At 71.9% G+C, this 19920-nt stretch carries 15 protein-coding genes; 3 read left to right on the forward strand and 12 right to left on the reverse strand.

What is annotated here, in order from left to right; translation table 11 throughout:
* The first annotated feature begins 433 nt into the window (after positions 1-433).
* Complete coding sequence (locus ACZ7MG_RS20230) at positions 434-1462, forward strand: isopenicillin N synthase family dioxygenase (RefSeq protein ID WP_471389115.1); 1029 nt, start codon at positions 434-436, stop codon at positions 1460-1462.
* Positions 1463-1474: 12 nt separating this feature from the next.
* On the opposite strand, the gene ACZ7MG_RS20235 is transcribed toward ACZ7MG_RS20230, so the two are convergent.
* Positions 1475-2587 carry a citrate synthase 2 gene (locus tag ACZ7MG_RS20235; protein WP_471389113.1) on the reverse strand — a complete coding sequence of 371 codons (1113 nt, stop codon included), beginning with the start codon at positions 2585-2587 and terminating at the stop codon, positions 1475-1477.
* Between the two features lie 157 nt (positions 2588-2744).
* Here ACZ7MG_RS20235 and pdxH point away from each other — a divergent pair, with 157 nt between their 5' ends.
* Positions 2745-3407 (forward strand): pyridoxamine 5'-phosphate oxidase, encoded by a 663-nt coding sequence (gene pdxH, locus ACZ7MG_RS20240; RefSeq protein ID WP_471389110.1) that lies wholly within the window; start codon positions 2745-2747, stop codon positions 3405-3407.
* Here pdxH and ACZ7MG_RS20245 read toward each other — a convergent pair.
* From ACZ7MG_RS20245 to ACZ7MG_RS20285, 9 genes are all read right to left on the reverse strand, one after another.
* Positions 3404-4051 (reverse strand): TetR/AcrR family transcriptional regulator, encoded by a 648-nt coding sequence (locus tag ACZ7MG_RS20245; RefSeq protein ID WP_471389107.1) that lies wholly within the window; start codon positions 4049-4051, stop codon positions 3404-3406. The two genes, pdxH and ACZ7MG_RS20245, sit on opposite strands and share 4 nt — an antisense overlap.
* Positions 4039-4776: an enoyl-CoA hydratase family protein gene (locus tag ACZ7MG_RS20250; RefSeq protein WP_471389104.1), complete on the reverse strand. Its 738-nt coding sequence runs from the start codon at positions 4774-4776 to the stop codon at positions 4039-4041. Before ACZ7MG_RS20250 ends, ACZ7MG_RS20245 begins: the two co-directional genes overlap by 13 nt.
* Positions 4773-6341: a 4-coumarate--CoA ligase family protein gene (locus ACZ7MG_RS20255; protein WP_471389101.1), complete on the reverse strand. Its 1569-nt coding sequence runs from the start codon at positions 6339-6341 to the stop codon at positions 4773-4775. Before ACZ7MG_RS20255 ends, ACZ7MG_RS20250 begins: the two co-directional genes overlap by 4 nt.
* Positions 6342-6391: 50 nt before the next feature.
* On the reverse strand, positions 6392-7555 hold the full coding sequence (locus ACZ7MG_RS20260; RefSeq protein WP_471389099.1) for an acyl-CoA dehydrogenase family protein: 1164 nt from the start codon (positions 7553-7555) through the stop codon (positions 6392-6394).
* Between the two features lie 83 nt (positions 7556-7638).
* A complete protein-coding gene (locus tag ACZ7MG_RS20265; RefSeq protein ID WP_471389098.1) occupies positions 7639-9522 on the reverse strand; it encodes an acetyl/propionyl/methylcrotonyl-CoA carboxylase subunit alpha in 1884 nt (627 codons plus the stop codon).
* Between the two features lie 11 nt (positions 9523-9533).
* A complete protein-coding gene (locus tag ACZ7MG_RS20270) occupies positions 9534-11180 on the reverse strand; it encodes an acyl-CoA carboxylase subunit beta (RefSeq protein WP_471389096.1) in 1647 nt (548 codons plus the stop codon).
* Entirely contained in the window at positions 11135-12826 is a 1692-nt protein-coding gene (locus ACZ7MG_RS20275; RefSeq protein WP_471389095.1) for an acyclic terpene utilization AtuA family protein, read from the reverse strand. The genes ACZ7MG_RS20270 and ACZ7MG_RS20275 overlap by 46 nt, the downstream gene beginning before the upstream one ends.
* A complete protein-coding gene (locus ACZ7MG_RS20280) occupies positions 12823-13701 on the reverse strand; it encodes a TIGR03084 family metal-binding protein (RefSeq protein ID WP_471389091.1) in 879 nt (292 codons plus the stop codon). Before ACZ7MG_RS20280 ends, ACZ7MG_RS20275 begins: the two co-directional genes overlap by 4 nt.
* An 86-nt stretch (positions 13702-13787) precedes the next feature.
* On the reverse strand, positions 13788-15707 hold the full coding sequence (locus tag ACZ7MG_RS20285; RefSeq protein ID WP_471389088.1) for an ABC transporter ATP-binding protein: 1920 nt from the start codon (positions 15705-15707) through the stop codon (positions 13788-13790).
* A gap of 1073 nt (positions 15708-16780) precedes the next feature.
* Here ACZ7MG_RS20285 and ACZ7MG_RS20290 point away from each other — a divergent pair.
* Positions 16781-17842 carry an EamA family transporter gene (locus tag ACZ7MG_RS20290; RefSeq protein ID WP_471389085.1) on the forward strand — a complete coding sequence of 354 codons (1062 nt, stop codon included), beginning with the start codon at positions 16781-16783 and terminating at the stop codon, positions 17840-17842.
* 125 nt (positions 17843-17967) lie between these two features.
* On the opposite strand, the gene ACZ7MG_RS20295 is transcribed toward ACZ7MG_RS20290, so the two are convergent.
* Together ACZ7MG_RS20295 and ACZ7MG_RS20300 are read right to left on the reverse strand one after the other, a co-directional pair.
* A complete protein-coding gene (locus ACZ7MG_RS20295; protein WP_471389082.1) occupies positions 17968-19350 on the reverse strand; it encodes an outer membrane protein assembly factor BamB family protein in 1383 nt (460 codons plus the stop codon).
* Positions 19347-19901 carry a SigE family RNA polymerase sigma factor gene (locus ACZ7MG_RS20300; RefSeq protein WP_471389079.1) on the reverse strand — a complete coding sequence of 185 codons (555 nt, stop codon included), beginning with the start codon at positions 19899-19901 and terminating at the stop codon, positions 19347-19349. The genes ACZ7MG_RS20295 and ACZ7MG_RS20300 overlap by 4 nt, the downstream gene beginning before the upstream one ends.
* Between the last annotated feature and the right edge of the window lie 19 nt (positions 19902-19920).

Below are 19920 nucleotides of genomic sequence, written 5' to 3' on the forward strand. Positions count from 1 at the left end.
GTTCCTTCGGAAAATCGCTTGAGCGGCGTCGCCTCGGTTCCTAGTGTGGGGCGCACGCCGAAAGGAGGTGATCGGGTACATGTATGAAACCCGGACGCGCGAGGTGGCTGCGGGCTAGCAGCCCGTCACCATACTCAGTGCGGTGTCGGACCAGCGTGTGATCTGAGCACGCCAGCCGGCCCAATCTCAAGCAGTCACCCGACCCGCAGGCTCGCCGGTACGTCCGGCCGGCTTCTTCGTCCACTGGGCGGAGGGACCCGAGTCTGCGGGTCGTCTGCGTTTCTTAGGGCGCAGTATGCTTTTGGCATGCTTCCGATACTCGTTCGACGCCGGCACGTGGATTTCGTGCGCGTCACGAGCATGGGGTGTCGGGTTTCCGTCTGACCTCGGAGCCCGGCCCGGTACTTCCTCCTCTCACTTTCGGACGCGTCCCATGACGAACTCAGCGACGGCATCGTCGTATCTCCAGCTGCCCCTCATCGATCTCTCGGCCGCCGATCGCGGGCCCGAGGCGCGGGCGTTGTTGCACGCGCGGTTGCACAGTGCCGCGCATGACGTGGGGTTCTTCCAGCTCGTCGGGCATGGGGTGAGTGCGGAGGAGACGGCGCGGCTCACCGGTGCGATGCGGGAGTTCTTCGCGCTGCCGGAGGCCGAGCGGCTGGCCGTCGACAACGTCAACTCGCCGCATTTCCGCGGGTACACGCGGACCGGGGACGAGCGGACGGGTGGCAGCCGGGACTGGCGGGACCAGCTGGATGTCGGGGCCGAGCGGGAGGCCCGGGCACCGGGGGCCGGTGAGCCCGCGTACTGGTGGCTGGAGGGGCCGAACCAGTGGCCCGCCTCCCTGCCGGGGCTGCGGACCGCGGCTCTCGCGTGGATCGACCGGCTCAGTGCCGTGGCTCAGCGGCTGCTTCGGGAGCTGCTGGTGTCCATCGGGGCGCCCGCCGACTTCTACGACCCGGTCTTCGGGGAGCGGGCGCATCCGCAGCTGAAGCTGGTGCGGTATCCCGGGAGCGCGGGCGACGGGGGCGATCAGGGGGTGGGGGCCCACAAGGACTACGGGTTTCTGACCTTGCTGTTGCAGGACCAGGTGGGTGGGCTTCAGGTGGAGCGGGCGGACGGGCTGTTCCATGACGTGCCGCCGGTCCCGGGGGCGTTCGTGGTCAACCTCGGGGAGCTGCTGGAGGTGGCGACGAACGGGTATCTGCTCGCCACCCGGCACCGCGTGGTCAGCCCGCCCGGTGCCACCGAGCGGTTCTCCGTGCCGTTCTTCTACAACCCGCGGCTGGACGCGCGGGTCGAGCCGCTCGTCTTCCCGTACGCCTCCACCGCGCCCGGCGTCACCGACGATCCCGACAACCCGCTCTTCGCGGAGTACGGGTTCAACGAGCTGAAGGGCAAGCTGCGGGCGCATCCGCTGGTCGCCGAGCGGCATCACGCGGGGCTGCTCAGCCCCGCGTGATGCCGCAGAGGACTACTGGGCGATGTCCGCGTAGCCCTCGATCTCCTGGGGGCCGCGGGCGCTCGGGCCGACGTAGCGGGCGGAGGGGCGTACGAGGCGGCCCGTGCGCTTCTGTTCCAGGATGTGCGCCGACCAGCCGGCCGTGCGGGCGCAGGTGAACATCGACGTGAACATGTGCGCCGGGACCTCGGCGAAGTCCAGGACGATGGCCGCCCAGAACTCGACGTTCGTGGCGAGGACGCGGTCGGGGCGGCGGGCGTGGAGTTCGGCGAGGGCCGCCTTCTCCAGGGCCTCGGCGACCTCGAAGCGGGGGGCGCCCAGGTCGCGGGCGGTGCGGCGCAGGACGCGGGCGCGGGGGTCCTCGGCGCGGTAGACGCGGTGGCCGAAGCCCATGAGGCGTTCGCCCTTGTCGAGGGCCTGCTTGACGTAGGCGTCGGCGTCGCCGGTGCGTTCGATCTCCTCGATCATGCCGAGGACGCGGGAGGGGGCGCCGCCGTGGAGGGGGCCGGACATGGCTCCCACGGCGCCGGAGAGGGCGGCGGCCACGTCCGCGCCCGTCGACGCGATGACCCGCGCCGTGAAGGTGGAGGCGTTCATGCCGTGCTCGGCCGCGCTGGTCCAGTACGCGTCCACGGCCGCGACGTGCTTGGGGTCGGGCTCGCCGCGCCAGCGGATCATGAAGCGTTCGACGACGGACTGGGCCTTGTCGATCTCGCGCTGCGGGACCATGGGGTGGCCCTGGCCGCGGGCGGACTGGGCGACGTAGGAGAGGGCCATGACGGCGGCGCGGGCGAGGTCGGCGCGGGCCTGCTCCTCGTCGATGTCCAGGAGGGGTTTGAGGCCCCAGACCGGGGCGAGCATGGCCAGCGCGGACTGGACGTCGACGCGGATGTCGCCGGAGTGGACGGGGATGGGGAACGGCTCGGCGGGCGGCAGTCCGGGGCGGAAGGCGCCGTCGACGAGGAGGCCCCAGACGTTCCCGAAGGAGACGTGGCCGACGAGGTCCTCGATGTCGACGCCGCGGTAGCGGAGCGCGCCGCCTTCCTTGTCCGGTTCGGCGATCTCCGTCTCGAACGCGACGACTCCTTCGAGGCCAGGTACGAAGCCGGGGTCGAAGTCGGACATCAGGCGGCTCCTCTTGATGTGGGCGACAGGGAGAACGGGGAAACAGGCGGTTCCAGCACCATACGCCTGAGTGCCACTTTTGGGGAGGGTTCGCGGCACTCAGTGCCACTCTCTGGCCTCCCGCTCCCTCCTGGCGTTCATACGGCAGGATGACCATGTGAACGATCACGATCCTGTTGATCCCGCTCTCATGCGCAAGCAGTACCGCGCCGACGGGCTCGACGAGAGCGAGCTGGCCGCCGATCCGATGGAGCAGTTCGGGCGGTGGTTCGCGCAGGCCGCACAGGAGGGGGCGGTGTTCGAGGCGAACGCGATGGTCGTGTCCACGGCGGACGCCGAGGGGCGCCCGGCCTCCCGTACGGTGCTGATGAAGGCGTACGACGCGCGGGGCTTCGTCTTCTACACCAACTACGACTCCCGCAAGGCCCGTGACCTGGCGGTGAACCCGTATGTCTCGCTGCTGTTCCCCTGGCACTCGATCTCCCGGCAGGTGATCGTGACGGGGACCGCGCGGCGGACCGGGCGGGACGAGACGGCGGCGTACTTCCGTACCCGGCCGCACGGTTCACAGCTCGGCGCGTGGGCCAGCGCGCAGTCCTCGGTGATCTCCTCGCGGGCCGAACTGGACGCCTCCTACGAGGAGTTGCACGCCCGCTATCCGGAGGGCGAGCAGGTGCCGGTGCCGCCGCACTGGGGCGGGTTCCGGGTGGCGCCCGAGAGCGTGGAGTTCTGGCAGGGCCGGTGGAACCGGCTGCACGACCGGCTGCGGTACGTGGCGGAGCCGGACGGGTCGTGGCGGGTGGAGCGGCTGAGTCCCTAGGCCGAAGATCCCCGATACGAAGATTCCCGGTCCAGTACCTCGTCCAGCAGGGCCGCCCACTGGGCCACCACCTTGTCGCGGCGTCCGGTGTCGTCGGTGAGGAGGTTGGCGAGGCCGAGGCCGCGGGCCATGTCGAGCAGGCCCTGGACGGTTTCGCGGACGCCGGGGACGGTCTCGTCGGCGCGGAGCAGGTCCACGGCGATGCGGTGGGTCTCGCGGCCGACGCGGGCTTCGAGTTCGGTGACGCGGGGGCGGAGCTGGTCCTCGTTGGAGGCGGCGACCCAGAGGTGGAGGGCGGCGCGGAAGAGGGGGCCGGTGTAGAGGTCGACGACGGCGGCGACGACGGCCCGGCGGTCGGCGGCGCCCTCGGGGAAGAGGGCGCGCAGGGCGAGGGAGCGCTCCTCGGCGACGTATTCGACGGCCGCGGTGAACAGGTCCTCGCGGGTGCGGAAGTGGTGCTGGGCGGCGCCCCGGGAGACACCGGCCCGCTCGGCGACGACGGAGACGGTGGAGCCGGCCCAGCCGTGTTCGGCGAGGCAGGACACGGCGGCCTCCAGGAGGCGTTTGCGGGTGACCCGGCTGCGGTCCTGTTTGGGGCCGCGATCCACGACCGGACCTGTTTCCGTCATGCTCACAACACCCATCCCGGGTCCCGTCCTTCGAGGAACGCCGTCATGCCCTCGCGGGCGTCGGCGGAGGCGAACAGCCGGGACGAGAGGCGGGTCAGTTCGCCCGCGTCCTGGTCGAAGTTCTCCAGCACCTTAGCCGTGAGCAGGTGTTTCGTCTCCGCCAGGGCCGTCGGGGAGGCTCGGCGCAGTCCGTCGAGGACGGGTGCGAGGACGTCGTCGACATCCGCGCCGGTGGCGGTGAGGAGGCCGATGCGGGCGGCCTCGGCGGGGCCGAACCGCTCCCCGGTGAGGTAGTAGCGGGCGAGGGCGCGCGGGTCGGTGCGGGGGCGGAGGGTGAGGGAGATGACGGCGGGGGCGACGCCGATGCGGACCTCGGTGAGGGCGAAGGTGGCCTCGGGGCCGGCGGCGGCGATGTCGCAGGCGCCGAGCAGGCCGAGGCCGCCCGCGCGGACGTGTCCGGTGACGCGGGCGACGACGGGCTTGGGCAGGTCGAGGATCCGGCGCAGGAGGCCGACCAGGGCCGCCGGGTCGGGAGGGTGGCGCAGGTCGGCGCCCGCGCAGAACGTGTTCCCGGTGTGGGTGAGGACGACGGCGCGTACGTCGTCGTCCTTGGCGCACCGGGTGAGCGCGTCCGTCAGTTCGCGCACCAGCTGGGCGGAGAGGGCGTTGCGGTTGGCCGGGGAGTCGAGGGTGAGGGTGGTGACGCCCCGGTGGTGGGCGTGTCCGATGAGGTCGGTCACAGGCGCTCCCTGAGTTCGCGGCGGAGTATCTTCCCGGAGGCCGCGCGGGGCACGTCGGCGATGAAGGTGACGTGGCGGACGCGCTTGTAGGGGGCGACGCGTTCGGCGACGTACATCATCACCTCGCCCTCGGAGAGGTCGGCGGCCGTGGGGCGGCGGACGACGAAGGCGTGCGGGACCTCGTTGCCGTCGTCGTGGTAGTGGCCGATGACGGCGGCGTCGGCGATGCCGGGGTGGGTGACGAGAAGGGCTTCGAGTTCGGCGGGGGCGACCTGGAACCCCTTGTACTTGATCAGTTCCTTGACACGGTCGACGACGTACAGCCAGCCGTCGGCGTCGACGCGGCCGATGTCGCCGGTGGAGAGCCAGCCGTCGGAGTCGATCATCTCGGCGGTGGCCTGGGGGCGGCCGAGGTAGCCCTTCATGACCTGCGGGCCCCGGACGACGATCTCGCCGGGTTCGCCGACGCCGACCTCCGTGCCGGGGTCGTCGAGGGAGACGATCCGCATCTCGGTGCCCGCGATGAGCTTGCCGACGGTGCCGGGAGGCGCGGCGGCGGCCTGGGCGAGGGGCACGAGGTGGGAGCAGGGGGAGAGTTCGGTCATGCCGTAGCCCTGGACGACGGGCGGCAGGCCCAGGCGGGCCGAGCAGGCGGCGGCGAGGTTCGCGTCGAGGGGTGCGGCGGCGGAGAGGATGTGCCGGACCGTGGAGAGGTCGTACCGCTCGGCGGCCGGGTGTTTGGCGAGGGCGAGGACGATCGGCGGGGCGACGTAGAGGTGGGTGATGGCGTACTTGGCGATCGCCGCGAGGTAGGTCTCCAGGTCGAAGCGGGGCAGGACGACGACGGTGGCGCCGAGCCGCAGCGGGGCGTTCATCAGGGCGGTCAGGCCGTAGATGTGAAAGAACGGCAGGACGGCGAGGATGCGGTCGCCGGGGCCGGCCGGCATGACCTCCTCCAGCTGGGCGAGGTTGGTGGCGATGGACCGGTGGGTGAGCATGACGCCCTTGGGGACGCCGGTCGTGCCGGAGGAGTACGGGAGGGCCGCGAGGTCGTGCACCGGGTCGAGGGCGACGTCCGGTTCGGGGGCGGCGGAGGCGAGCATGTCGATCAGCGAACGGTGGCCGGGGGCGCTGTCGCAGACGAAGATCTCCCGTATGCCGCCCACCCGTTCGGCGGCGGCGCGGGCCGTCTCCAGGAGCGGGGAGACGGTGACGATCCAGCTCGCCCCCGCGTCCCGCAGCTGGGTGGCCAGTTCGCCCGGCGTGGCCAGCGGGTGCACGGTGGTGACCGTGGCGCCCGCGCGGGTGGCCGCGTAGAACGCCGTCGGGTAGGCGATCGTGTTCGGGCTGTGCAGGGCGAGGACATCGCCCTTGCGGACGCCGGCCTCGGCGAGCGCGGCGGCGATCCGGCGGTGGAAGCGGTCCAGTTGTTCGTACGTGAGGGTCGTGCCGTCGACTCCGTCGATCAGCGCGGGCAGCTCGCCGAACTCGGGGGCGCGGCCCAGGACGGCTTCGTGGATGGGGAGTTCGAGGGGCTGGACGTCTGCGTACTCGCTGCGGAACACGGTTCCTCCAAGGCGACCGGATGCGGCCCGACCCGCTGCGGGCCCGGTGTCTAGTACGACTTCGGCAGGCCCAGGGTCTGGTGGGAGACGTAGTTGAGAATCATCTCCCGGCTCACCGGCGCGATACGAGAGACGCGGGCGGCCGTAATCAGCGAGGCGAGGCCGAACTCCGCGGTGAGGCCGTTGCCGCCGAGGGTGTGCACGGCCTGGTCGACGGCCTTCACACAGGCCTCCCCCGCCGCGTACTTGGCCATGTTGGCCGCCTCCCCGGCCGCCGCGTCGTCGCCCGCGTCGTAGAGGTGGGCCGCCTTCTGCATCATCAGGCGGGCCAGTTCGAGTTCGATGTGGGACTGGGCGAGGGGGTGGGCGATCGCCTGGTGGGCGCCGATGGGCTGGCGCCATACGGTGCGCTCGCGGGCGTACTCGACGGCTTTCGCGAGGGCGTATCTCGCCATGCCGATCGCGAAGGCGGCCGTCATGATCCGCTCGGGGTTGAGGCCGGCGAAGAGCTGGAGGAGACCGGCGTTCTCGTCGCCGACCAGCGCGTCGGCGGGGAGCCGGATGTCGTCGAAGGTCAGCTCGAACTGCTTCTCGGCGGCGCGGAGTTCCATCTCGATCGGGCGGTATGCGAAGCCGGGGGTGTCCGTGGGGACGATGAAGAGGCAGGGCTTGAGGGTGCCGGTGCGGGCGTCCTCGGTGCGGCCGATGATGAGGACGGCGTCCGCCCGGTCGACACCGGAGATGAAGACCTTGCGGCCGGTGAGGAGCCAGTCCCCGGCTTCGTCGCGGCGGGCCGTGGTGGTGATGCGGTGGCTGTTGGAGCCGGCGTCGGGTTCGGTGATGCCGAAGGCCATGAGGTGTGAGCCGTCGGCGAGTCCGGGGAGCCAGGTCTGTTTCTGGGCCTCCGTGCCGAAGCGGGCGATCACCGTGCCGCAGATCGCCGGGGAGACGATCAGCATGAGGAGGGGGCAGCCCGCCGTGCCGAGTTCTTCCAGGACTATGGAGAGTTCGGTGATGCCGCCGCCTCCGCCGCCGTATGCCTCGGGGAGGTTGACGCCCAGGTAGCCGAGTTTGGCGGCCTCGGACCAGAGTTCGTCGGGGTGGCGGCCCTCCTTGTTGACGGTGGCTATGTATGCACGGCCGTAGCGCTTTCCTAGGGCGGATACTGCGGCGCGTAGAGCTTTGTGTTCTTCGGATTCCAGCACGGGGGACATTGGGGGCTCCTAAGGGGGAGGGGGCATTCGTTGTTTGGAGGGTGCGGGTGGGTCGTGGCTTGTCGCGCAGTTCCCCGCGCCCCTTAGGTGGGCTCGGCTTCGACCATGGCCAGAAGGGTGCCCATCTCCACCTGTTGGCCAGGTACTGCGTGCAGGGCCGTCAGGGTGCCCGTGGTCGGGGCGGTGATCTTGTGTTCCATCTTCATCGCCTCCAGCCAGAGGAGGGGTTGGCCCGCTTTCACGGGTGAGCCCGGTTTCAGGTGGTCGGCTACGCGTACGACCGTGCCGGGCATGGGGGCCAGGAGGGAGCCCGGGGGCTGTTGGGTGGTGGGGTCGGGGAAGCGGGGGAGGGCGGTGAGGGTGGTGGTGTTGACGTGGACGCGGTCGCCGTGGCGTGTCACGTCGAACTTCCGTTGTACGCCGTCCACTTCGAGTACGACGTGCCGCGCGTCGGCGTGGACGACGCGGACCCCGTCCGCCTCGGGGCCGGTCCTGGTGTGGCGGTAGTGGACCTCGTGCTCCTGGCCCCCCGCCATCGCGTACCGCTTGATCTGGGGCTGGGAGGGGACGTTGCGCCAGCCGCCGAAGCGGGGGTCGCCCTCGACGGCGGCGTCCGCGAGGGCGGCGGCCAGGGGGGCGTGCGGGTCGGGGGGTGCGGTGGTGAGGGCGGTGAGGTGGCGGTCGTAGAAGCCGGTGTCCATGCGGGCCGTCGTGAACTCCTCGTGGCGCAGGGAGTTCACCAGCAGGGCGCGGTTCGTGGTCGGGCCGTGGATCGTCGCCCGGTCCAGCGCGCCCGCCAGCTTGCGGATCGCCTCGGCGCGGGTGGGGGCGTGGGCGATCAGCTTGGCGAGCATGGGGTCGTAGTGGACGCCGATCGTGTCGCCGTCCTCGTAGCCGGTGTCCAGGCGGACGCTCGCGGGGACCGTCAGCCGGTGCAGGGTGCCGGTCTGCGGGGTCCAGTGGTCGGCCGGGTCCTCGGCGTACAGGCGGGCCTCGATCGCGTGGCCACGCGCGCGTGGGGGGTCGGCGGGGAGGGCGTGGCCCTCGGCGACGCGGAGTTGTTCGGCCACCAGGTCGAGGCCGAAGACGGCTTCCGTGACGGGGTGTTCGACCTGGAGGCGGGTGTTCATCTCCAGGAAGTGGGCCCGGCCCGCAGCGACCAGGAACTCGACCGTGCCCGCGCCGACGTAGTCCACGGCTCGGGCGGCGCGTACGGCCAGGGTGTGGAGTTCCGCCGTCAGGTCCTCGGGGAGGGCGGGGGCCGGGGCCTCCTCGACGACCTTCTGGTGGCGGCGCTGGAGGGAGCAGTCGCGGGTGCCCAGGGGCCAGACGGTGCCGTGGGTGTCGGCGAGGATCTGGACCTCGACGTGGCGGCCGTTCTCGAGGTACGGCTCGACGAAGACCTCGCCGTCGCCGAAGGCGCTCGCGGCCTCGGCGCGGGCGCTCTCCAGGGCGGCGAGCAGGTCGTCGAGGTCGCGTACGACGCGCATACCGCGTCCGCCGCCGCCCGCCTCGGCCTTCACCAGGAGGGGGAGGTCCTTCTCGGTGACCTCGGCCGCGTCGAGGGGGGCGAGGCCCATGAGGTGCTTGGCGCGGGTCTTGGACGCCATGGCCTCGATCGCCTCGGGGGGCGGGCCGATCCAGACCAGGCCCGCGTCCAGGACGGCTCGGGCGAAGGCCGGGTTCTCGGAGAGGAAGCCGTAGCCGGGGTGGACGGCGTCGGCGCCGGCTGCGAGGGCGGCCTTCACGATCAGGTCGCCGCGCAGATAGGTGTCGGCGGGGGCCGCGCCCGGCAGCCGTACGGTCGCGTCGGCCACGCGCGCGTGGAGGGCGTTCGCGTCGGCATCCGAGTGCACGGCGACGGTTCGGATGCCCAGGTCGGCGCAGGTGCGGAAGATGCGGCAGGCGATCTCGCCGCGGTTGGCGACGAGGAGAGAGTTGATCGTCTGGATCACTGGTGCGTTCAAGGGAGACAACCTCACATCCGGAAGACGCCGAAGCCGCCACGGGCGCCCTCGTAGGGGGCCGTGTGGATGGCGGACAGGCACAGGCCGAGGACGGTGCGGGTGTCGCGGGGGTCGATGACGCCGTCGTCGTAGAGCCGTCCGGACAGGAACATCGGGAGCGACTCGGACTCGATCTGCTGTTCCACCATCGCGCGGAGGGCGGCGTCGGCGTCCTCGTCGTACGGCCGTCCCTTCGCGGCGGCCGACTGGCGGGCGACGATCGACAGGACGCCCGCGAGCTGCTGCGGGCCCATGACCGCCGACTTGGCGCTGGGCCAGGCGAAGAGGAAGCGGGGGTCGTAGGCGCGGCCGCACATGCCGTAGTGGCCGGCGCCGTACGAGGCGCCCAGGAGGACGGACAGGTGGGGGACGCGGCTGTTGCTGACCGCGTTGATCATCATCGCGCCGTGTTTGATGATGCCGCCCTGCTCGTACTCCTTGCCGACCATGTAGCCGGTGGTGTTGTGGAGGAAGAGGAGGGGGATGTCGCGCTGGTTGGCGAGCTGGATGAACTGGGCCGCCTTCTGGGACTCCTCGGAGAACAGGACCCCTTGGGCGTTGGCGAGGATGCCGACGGGATAGCCGTGGAGGGTGGCCCAGCCGGTGGTGAGGCTGGTGCCGTAGAGGCGCTTGAACTCGTCGAAGTCGGAGCCGTCGACGATGCGGGCGATGACCTCGCGGGGGTCGAAGGGGGCGCGGAGGTCCCCCGGGACGATCCCCAGCAGCTCCTCCGGGTCGTACTTGGGGGGCTGGACCAGGTGCGGGTCCGGATCCGCGTACGCCTTGCGGTGGTTGAGGCGCGCGACGACGCGGCGGGCCTGGCGCAGGGCGTCGGGCTCGTCGACGGCGAAGTGGTCGGCGAGGCCCGAGGTGCGGGCGTGCATCTCGGCGCCGCCCAGGGACTCGTCGTCGCTCTCCTCGCCGGTGGCCATCTTGACGAGGGGCGGGCCGCCGAGGAACACCTTCGCCCGTTCCTTGACCATGATCACGTGGTCGGACATTCCGGGGATGTAGGCGCCGCCGGCGGTGGAGTTGCCGAAGACGACGGCGATGGTGGGGATGCCGGCGGCGGAGAGCCGGGTGAGGTCGCGGAAGATCGCGCCGCCGGGGATGAAAATCTCCTTCTGGGAGGGGAGATCGGCGCCGCCGGACTCGACGAGGCTGATGCAGGGCAGGCGGTTGGCGAGCGCGATGTCGTTGGCGCGGAGGGCCTTCTTCAGGGACCAGGGGTTGCTGGCCCCGCCGCGCACGGTCGGGTCGTTGGCCGTGATCAGACACTCCACGCCCTCGACGATCCCGATGCCGGTGACGAGGGACGCGCCGACCGTGTACTCGCTGCCCCAGGCGGCCAGCGGGGAGAGTTCGAGGAAGGGGGTGTCCGGGTCGAGGAGCAGTTCGATGCGCTCACGGGCGAGCAGCTTGCCGCGCTCGCGGTGCCGGGCGAGGTACTTCTCGCCGCCGCCCGCGAGGGCCTTCGCGTGCTCGGCGGTCAGCTCGTCCAACTTGGCGAGCATGGCCTCCCGGTTGGCCCGGTGGTCCGAACCCGCCGTGTCCAGGGCGGAGTTGATGATCGTCACAGCAGGGCCTCCGGTATGTCCAGGTGGCGGGAGCGCAGCCATTCGCCGAGGGCCTTGGCCTGGGGGTCGAAGCGGGCCTGCGCGGCGACGCCCTCGCCGAGGATGCCCTCGACGACGAAGTTGAGGGCGCGGAGGTTGGGGAGGGTGTGCCGGGTGACGGTGAGGGTGCGGCTCTCCGGGATCAGCTGCCGGAACCGGTCCACGGTCAGCTCGTGCGCCAGCCAGCGCCACGCCTCGTCCGTCCGCGCCCATACGCCGACATTGGCGTCCCCGCCCTTGTCCCCGCTGCGGGCCCCGGCGACCAGCCCCAGCGGGGCGCGCCTGGTGGGCCCGGGTGCCGGTGGCTCCGGGAGGGGCGGTTCGGGTACGGCGTCGAGTACGGCGGTGTCTCGGGCCGGGGGTACGGGGATGCGGCGGCCGTCGTCGAGGACGGCCACGTGGGGGACGTCGGCCTGGGGGACGTACGCCGCCTCGAAGACGCCGTACGGCGTGCCCTTTCCCGGTGGGGCGAGCACGTGGAAGCCGGGGTAACTGGCGAGCGCCAGCTCCACGGCCGCGGTGCCGAGCGCCCGTCCGGCCTTCTCCGGGTCCGGGTCCCGGACGACCAGCCGCAGCAGCGCGCTCGCGGTCTCCTCGGTGGAGGCGTCGGGGCGGTCGGTGCGGGCGAGGGTCCAACGGGCCTCGGCGGGCGGGGACTTGGCGAGCGCGTCCCGCATCTGGCGGCGGACGAGGGCGGCCTTGGCGTCGATGTCCAGGCCGGTCAGGACGAAGACGATCTCGTTGCGGAAGCCGCCGAGCCGGTTGACGCCGACCTTGAGGGTCGGGGGCGGTGCCTCGCCGCGTACGCCGTCGACGCGGACGCGGTCGGGGCCGTCCGGGGAGAGTCGGATCGTGTCGAGGCGGGCGGTGACGTCGGGTCCCGCGTACCGGGCGCCGGCCGTCTCGTACAGCAGTTGGGCGGTGACCGTGCCGACGTCGACGAGGCCGCCGGTGCCGGGGTGTTTGGTGATGACGCAGCTGCCGTCCTCGTGGAGTTCGGCGAGCGGGAAGCCGGGGCGGGTGGCGCCGCCCTCGCCGAAGAAGGCGTAGTTGCCGCCGGTCGCCTGCGCCCCGCACTCCAGCACATGCCCGGCGACGACCGCGCCCGCGAGGCGGTCGTACTCCCCCGGGCCCCAGCCGAAATGGGCGGCGGCGGGGCCGGTGACCAGGGCCGCGTCCGTCACCCGGCCGGTGACCACGATGTCGGCGCCCTCCCGCAGACAGGCCGCGACACCGAAGCCGCCGAGATAGGCGTGCGCGGCGAGGCTGCCGGGGTGGCCGGCGGTGAGGTCGTCGCCCTCGACGTGCGCGACCCGGACCGGGATGCCGAGCCGGTCCGCCAACTCCCGTACGGCGGTGGCGAGTCCGGCGGGGTTCAGGCCACCCGCGTTGGCGACGACGCGGACGCCTCGGTCGTGCGCGAGGCCCAGGCACTCCTCCAGCTGACGGAGGAAGGTGCGCGCGTAGCCGGCGGTCGGATCGGTGGGGTTCTTCAGGCGGTCGCGGCCGAGGATGAGCATCGTCAGCTCGGCGAGGTAGTCGCCGGTGAGGACGTCGAGTTCACCGCCGGTCAGCATCTCGCGCATCGCGTCGAAGCGGTCACCGTAGAAACCGGAGGCGTTGCCTATGCGGAGGGGGGTGGCGGTCACTGGGAGGGGCCTCCGGGTTCGCCGGGGGCCTGAGCTTCGCCGGGGGCCACGGTCTCGCCGGGGTCCTTAGCTTCACCGGGGGCCTTGGCTTGCGCGGGCTCGCGGCCGGTGCCCGGGGGGCCGGCGAAGGCCTGGGCGATGTCGAGCCAGTGGGCGGCGTCGGAGCCGTCGGTGTGGAGGGCGAGGTCGGTGCGGTGGGCGCGTTGGGTGACCAGGAGGCAGAAGTCGAGGGCCGGGCCGGTCACGCGGTCGGTCGCGTCATCCGGGCCGTGGACCCACAACTCACCATCAGGGCCGGTGAGTTCGACGCGGAACTCCTCGAAGGGCGGGGTCAGTCCGTGCACGCCGAAGGCGAAGTCGCGGGTGCGGATGCCGAGTCGGACGATGTGCCGGAGGCGATCCGTGGGGGCGATCCGGGGGACGCCCAGGCCGTCGGCGATGTCCAGGCCGTGCGCCCAGGTCTCCATCAGGCGGGCGGTCGCCATGGAGGCCGTGGACATGGGCGGCCCGTACCAGGGGAACCGCGCCCCCTCGGGTGCCGCACGCAGCGCGCCCTCCAGGGCCTCGCGCCCGGCCCGCCACCACGCGAGCAGTTCCCCGGGCGGCTTCCCGGCGCCCTCCTCCGCGCCCCTGTCCACGAAGTCCCCCGGCGAGGTCAGCGCGGCCTCGACCTCACGGGCGAACGCGGCCTGGTCCGTCACCGCCAGCACGGAGGAGTGGTCGGTCCAGGCGAGATGGGCGATCTGATGGGCCACGGTCCAGCCGGGGGCGGGCGTCGCACGCGCCCACCTCTCCGGACTCGACTCGGCCACGAGCAGGTCGAGTTCCTCGCTCTCGGCAACGAGGGCGTCGATCACGGGCGTTGGGTCGGCCATGGGGGGAGCATGGCAGTGGAGAAAGAAACAAGCAAGCGTGCTTGCATTTTTGGGGGCCTCTTGGGAGACCTCTAGTTCGGAGACCTCTAGGAGGCGTGGCCCTCGTAGTAGAGGTACGGGGCGTAGGGGGCGTACGGCTCAGCCTGGCCGTAGCCCGCGCTCCAGCCGTGTTGCTCGACCTCGTCGTGGCCCGTGGCCCGGCCGGGGGCTTGCTCCCGCTTCCGGGAGCCGTGGAGGTGGGCGTAGGTGCCGCCCAGGGCGATGAGGTCGGGGTGGCGGCCCGTTTCCACGATGCGGCCCCGGTCGAGGACGAGGATGCGGTCGGCGTCGGGGGCGAGGTCGAGGTCGTGGGTGATCATGATGGTCGTACGGCCGGCCATGAGGCGGCGGAGGGGTTCGACGATCCGGCGGGCGGCGATGGCGTCGAGGCCGGTGGTGGGTTCGTCGAGGACGAGTACGGGGGCGTCGCGCAGGACGGCGCGGGCGATGACGAGGCGCTGGAGCTGACCGCCGGAGAGCCGGGCGGTGTGGGCGTCGATGAGGGTGTCGTAGCCGTCGGGCAGCGCGGTGATGAAGTCGTGCGCGTCGGCGGTGCGGGCGGCGTCCTCGATGGCCCGGTCGCTGGCGCCGGGCCGGCCGCAGGCGATGTTGGCGCGGACGGTGTCGTGCAGGACGAGGGTCTGCTGCGGGAGGAGGGCGACGTACTCGCGCAGCCGGTCCAGGGGGAAGGCGCGCAGCGGGTTGCCGTCGAGGAGGACCGTGCCGGAGTCGGGGTCGTAGAAGCGGAGGAGGAGCTTGGAGAGGGTGGACTTTCCGGCGCCGCTGGGGCCTGTGATGATCACCAGTTCGCCGGGGTGGACGGTGAAGGAGAGGGCGTCCAGGGCGGGGGCGGGGGTGGGGGCGGTGCCTGCGGAGCGGGGCTCGGTGGCGGTACCGGGAGCGGTGGTCGACTCGGGAGCGGTAGTCGACTCGGTGGCTGCGCCCGGGTAGCGGAAGGTGACGTCGCGGAGTTCCACGGTGCCGTCGGGGCGGCCGGGGTCGCTCCGCCCGGCGGCGGTGCCGGCGGCCGGGTCGGTGACGGCGGGGCGGGAGTCCAGGATCTCGACGAGCCGCTCGGCGCCGGCCGTGGCGGCGGTGACGAGGAGGCCCAGCTGCGCGAGGCTGCGGATGGGCGGGTAGAGGTAGCTGAGGAGGGCGGCGAAGGCGAGGAGCTGGCCGAGGGTCATCTTGCCCGCGGAGATCTCCCAGACGCCGATGCCGATGACCGCCAGCACACACACCGTCTCGATGACCTGGACGAGCTGCCCGTACGCCTGGTTGAGGCGGGCCGAGCGGACCGCCGCCCGGAACCACGCCGTCGCCTCCCGCCGCAGCCGCCGCCGCTCGGCGTCCTCACGGCCGTACGCCTGGGTGAGGACGAGGTTGCCGAGGGACTCCTCGACGACCGAGGTGACCGCGCCGTCGGCGACCCGGCCCTCCCGCGCGACCGACTTGACGCCGGCGGAGAACCGTCGGGCCGCCAGCCAGAACAGCGGGGCGAGTACGAAGGTGGCCGCCGCCAGGTCCCAGCGCAGCCAGAACGCGGCCGCCGCGTAGAAGACGGCGCTGAACAGGGCCGTCGCGGTGCCGAGCAGCCCGGAGACGGCCATCTGTTCGATGGCTTCGACGTCGCCGGTGAGACGGGAGAGCAGGTCGCCCTGGCGGTGGCGCTGGAAGAAGTGCGGGGGGAGTTTCTGGACGTGGTCGAAGACGTGTTCGCGTAGCCGCATCACGAACCGTTCCGACACCCAGACGGAGAGGGAGCCGCCCGCGTACCCGATGGCCGCGCCGACGACCGCGATGCCCAGCCACTGGGCCGCCGGCACCCAGAACGCGTCCAGCTCGCCCTTCTGCAGCGCGTTGTCCGTCAGCTCGCTGAACAGCAGGATCGCCGAGGTCTCCGCGAGCGCGCCCAGCACGGTGCACAGCCAGATGACCACGAGCCAGCGGCGCAGCCCCTTGGTCATGGGCCAGAAACGACGGAAGGCGGCGCGGGCGGGGAGGGTGGGGGTGCCGGTGGGGGTCTCGGCGGGGGTGCCGAGAGGGGCGCCGGTGGGGGCCTCGACGGGGCCGGGATCGCACTCATCTTCCAGATATTCGATGGGATCGAATTCTTCGGCGTCATCCGAGGGGCCTTGGAGATATCCGCCGCGACCCTCTTCCTCCTTTCCGCGGACGACCGGAAATCCGTACGGCGACAATTCCAGACCCGCCGGAACACTCCGAGGGAAATCAACCGCCGAACCACGGCCCTTGGGTGCTCGCATAACTCTCCCTGTCGAGCAAGAACAATGTAGGGGCGAGCGCGCCACGGCACCCGGGACTTTGCCTGATCGCCAGGCGGTTCCGAGGGGATCCACAGCCCGCGCACAACGCCACGGAGGGGGCGGACACGGCGGGAGGGCCGACGGAGAACCGGCGACCCTCCCGCCCCACCTGGGGCTTTACCCTTGGCGTCCGATCAGAAGCCCGGCCGCTGCGGCGCCGGCTCACCGGGGCGCGGCCGGCGGCGACGCTGCTGCTGCGCCGGCGGGGGCACCTGATTGGGGTTGGCGTTGGGGTCCGTGTTGGGGTTCGGGTTGGCATTCCGGCGAGGGGTAAGCGGTGCGATGACCCTGAAGCTCATACCGACTCCTTACGAGTTTCCAGCGGCGGGCGTTCCCTCCGCTCGATGAAAGGAAACTTAACACGACCGGGAGAGAAGAAAGAGAAAACTCAGAATTCAAGGCGCCGATCAATTCTGTGCGAACCTAGGAATGACCTGGGAAATGAATAGGATCCGGCTGGGTCCGGGCTGGGATTTGACTGTCCGTCAGGCGGGGACCACGGGGAATCCACAGGTGGGGACGGGGGCGGGCGACCACGGCCGGGTGGCGGTGGAGGGGCGTGCGACGGGGGTGATCTCAAAGGTTGCGAGCCGTGGACGACAGGGGCAAAGCTGGTTACGTGCCTGACTTAGTCCATTGCTTTGCACTGCAAGGTCGCCCATACTGAACGAAGCGTCCCCTTCCCCGGTTCTCCGCTCTCTTGGACGGCCCTCGTGACACTCCCCAGCGCTGACCAGTCCGCGCCCACCACCGCGACAACACCGACGACACCGACGACACCGCAGGCCGGCCTCGCCTCCCGCGCTCCCCGCGCTCCCCGTGGTCCGGGTTCCCTCGGGCCCGTGGGGCTGGTGCTGGCCGGTGGGATATCGGTGCAGTTCGGCGGGGCGCTGGCGGTGACGCTGATGCCGCGCGCCGGGGCGCTCGGGGTGGTGACGCTGCGGCTCGCGGTGGCCGCGCTGGTGATGCTGGTGATCTGCCGCCCCCGGCTGCGCGGGCACTCGCGGTCCGACTGGAGCACGGTGGTCGTCTTCGGCATCACCATGGCCGCGATGAACGGCCTCTTCTACCAGTCCGTCGCCCGTATCCCCCTCGGCCCCGCCGTCACCCTGGAGGTGCTCGGCCCGCTGGCCCTCTCCGTCCTGGCGTCGCGCCGGGCGATGAACCTGGTGTGGGCCGCGCTCGCCCTCTGCGGTGTCTTTCTCCTCGGCGGAGGCGGTGGTGGCGGTGGCTTCGGCGCGCTGGACCCCCTGGGCGTCTTCTTCGCACTCGCCGCCGGGTCGGCGTGGGCGCTGTACATCGTCTTCAGCGCGCGTACGGGGAGGCGGTTCCCGCAGGCCGACGGGCTGGCGCTGGCCATGGCCGTCGCGGCGGTGCTGTTCCTGCCGCTGGGGCTCGTCGAATCGGGGACGCGGCTGGTCGACCCGAAGACGCTGGCCCTGGGCGCCGCCGTCGCCGTCCTCTCCTCCGTCCTCCCCTACACCCTCGAACTCCTCGCCCTGCGCCGCCTGCCCGCGTCCACCTTCGCGGTCCTCATGAGCCTGGAGCCCGCGATCGCCGCGACCGCCGGTTTCCTGATCCTCGACCAGGCCCTCGCCGCCACGGAGGCCCTCGCGATCGCGCTGGTCATCGGGGCGAGCATGGGGGCGGTGCGGACGCAGGTGGGGCGGGGGAAGGTGCGGCCGGGGCCGGGGAAGGTGCGGCGGGGGAGGTCGGTGCGGGGGAAGGTGCGGCGGGGGAGGTCGGTGCGGGGGAAGTCGGGGGCTTCCGGGTGAGCGGAGGTGGTGCGCGCGCGAGCGGAAGTGGTGCGCGCGTGGAGCGGAGGAGGCGCGCCGGCGACCGGCCCGCGCCTCCCAACTGCCCCCGTTCCCGTCCCGGCTGTCCCCGTTCCCGTTCGCGGTCAGTTGTCCAGGCTGGGCAGGAAGGAGACCAGCCTGCTGCCGCTCCGGGCGATCAGTACGTCCTCGTAGAGCAGGGTCTGGGGCATGGCCCCCTGCTTGCCGGCGTCGACGTGACCGCTCCAGATCCGCTCGCCCGTGTCCGCGTCGAGGCCGGACAGGTCGCCGTCCGGGCCGAAGAAGTACACGACGTTCCGGTTCGGCGACACCACCGGCTTCGCCAGGTCGGTCCAGTTCGCTTCGCTGTCGGGCACCTTGATGCCGACCGGGGCGGTCCACAACACCTTTCCCGTCGTGAGCGAGTAGGAGGACGCCTGGCCCGCACGGGACACGGAGATCAGACGGTCCCCGACCAGGGCCTTGGCGGCCTGCGCCCCCTGGACCGGGTAGGACAGCGGGGTCTGCCTGCCCGAGCTGTCGACGACGGTCAGCCTCTCGGTCCTCGCTTTCTGCTCCTCCTTTTCGAAGACCACACTCGACCGCTCCGGCATTTTGGTCAGGACGATCCGGTCCTCCCAGGTCCCGACGATCTGCTGCCTGCCGGGAAGGGACGTGACCTTGGTGGTCCGTCCGGTGGCCGGGTCGAGACGGAGGACGTCGGTCGGGACGGGCTCCTCGGTCTCCGGCGAGCACAGCAGGTAGGGGACGCCGCTCAGCGCCACCCGGTCGCACCAGATGCCCTTGCCCCAGCTGTGGCGCCACTTCACCTTGCCGGTCCGCGGATCGACGGCCGTCAGCGTCCGGTCGCTCGGGGTGTTGGCCAGGACCGCGCCGTCGATGAGCAGGGCGGCCTGGTCGTCGCGGTTGTCGCTCGCCAACTCCACCGACCACAGCACCTTGCCGCTGTCGGTGTCCACCGCCGTCAGGTCGGTGCCGGGGGCGTAGTTCCCGTCCTTCCCCTTCTCGGTGGTGTGGTTGCGGTAGGCGTAGAGCACGCCGTCGCGCACGCCGACCGGTCGGCTCAACACGGACACGGGCCCGGAGCCGTCGCCGTTCGCCTTGAGTGTCCACAGCTGTTCGCCGGTGTTCGCGTCGAACTTCGCGGCGTCGTACTTGTACCCGGCGCAGTACAGCGCCGAGCCGTCCACCAGGCAGCCCAGCTCGACGGCGCCCCGCGCGTCGGTCCGCCACGGCTGCCAGGCCTCCGGCGACTGCGCCGGGCGCGCCGGCCGGTCCTGGTCGCCCGCCCCGCCGCCCCCGAAACCGAGCACCGCCCCCACGGTGATCGCGGCCACGGCCGCCGCCGTCCCCGCCACCTGCGAGAAGCGGCGCCGGGCGCGCCGCCGCAGCACCTTCTCGACCAGGTCGCCGGGCGCTCGTACGCGGTCCAGGTCGACGGCGTGCAGCGTCTCGCGGACCTTCTGCTCCACCAGTTCCGTCGTCATCCCTGAGCCCCCTTCGGCGTAAAGCTGAGCTGCTGCGACTGTTCGTCCGCGGGCCCGGCGGGCCCCAGTTCCGGTACGAGGGCCCGGAGTTTGGCGAGCGATCTGTGGGCCGTGCTGCGCACGGTGCCGACCGGGCACCTCAGCAGTGCCGCGACCTCGGCCTCCGGCAGGTCCTCGAAGTAGCGCAGGACGACCACGGCCCGCTGGCGCTTCGTCAGTCGCGCGAGCGCCGCCCACAGCGCGATCCGCAGCTCGGACTCCGCCCCGGCGTCGGCGTCGGTGCTCGATTCGGGCAGTACGGGCACCGACGTCTCCGCTCGGTGTCCGCGCAGCCGCCAGCGGTTGACCTGCTGGCGGTACATGACCTGGCGCACATACGCCTCGGGCTGCTCGATGCTCGACCAGCGTCCGTAGACCTTCATCAACGCGATCTGCAGCAGATCCTCGGCTCCATGCCGGTCCCCGCCCGTGAGCAGCACCGCGAGCCGCAGCAGCGCGGTGGAGCGCATCGCTACGAACTCCCGGAACTCGTCATGACTCGACGCCTTCATCAGCCCTCAACCCTCCCCC

The organism is Streptomyces sp. NPDC107538 (assembly GCF_055657445.1).

Bases quoted from the DNA above. Each gene is read 5' to 3' on its own strand.
- ACZ7MG_RS20230 (WP_471389115.1), top strand. From the start codon at position 434: ATGACGAACTCAGCGACGGCATCGTCGTATCTCCAGCTGCCCCTCATC.
- ACZ7MG_RS20280 (WP_471389091.1), bottom strand. From the start codon at position 13,701: ATGGCCGACCCAACGCCCGTGATCGACGCCCTCGTTGCCGAGAGCGAG.
- ACZ7MG_RS20300 (WP_471389079.1), bottom strand. From the start codon at position 19,901: ATGAAGGCGTCGAGTCATGACGAGTTCCGGGAGTTCGTAGCGATGCGC.
- ACZ7MG_RS20295 (WP_471389082.1), bottom strand. From the start codon at position 19,350: ATGACGACGGAACTGGTGGAGCAGAAGGTCCGCGAGACGCTGCACGCC.
- ACZ7MG_RS20260 (WP_471389099.1), bottom strand. From the start codon at position 7,555: ATGTCCCCCGTGCTGGAATCCGAAGAACACAAAGCTCTACGCGCCGCA.
- ACZ7MG_RS20270 (WP_471389096.1), bottom strand. From the start codon at position 11,180: ATGGCTGCGCTCCCGCCACCTGGACATACCGGAGGCCCTGCTGTGACG.
- ACZ7MG_RS20245 (WP_471389107.1), bottom strand. From the start codon at position 4,051: ATGGGTGTTGTGAGCATGACGGAAACAGGTCCGGTCGTGGATCGCGGC.
- ACZ7MG_RS20235 (WP_471389113.1), bottom strand. From the start codon at position 2,587: ATGTCCGACTTCGACCCCGGCTTCGTACCTGGCCTCGAAGGAGTCGTC.
- ACZ7MG_RS20285 (WP_471389088.1), bottom strand. From the start codon at position 15,707: ATGACCAAGGGGCTGCGCCGCTGGCTCGTGGTCATCTGGCTGTGCACC.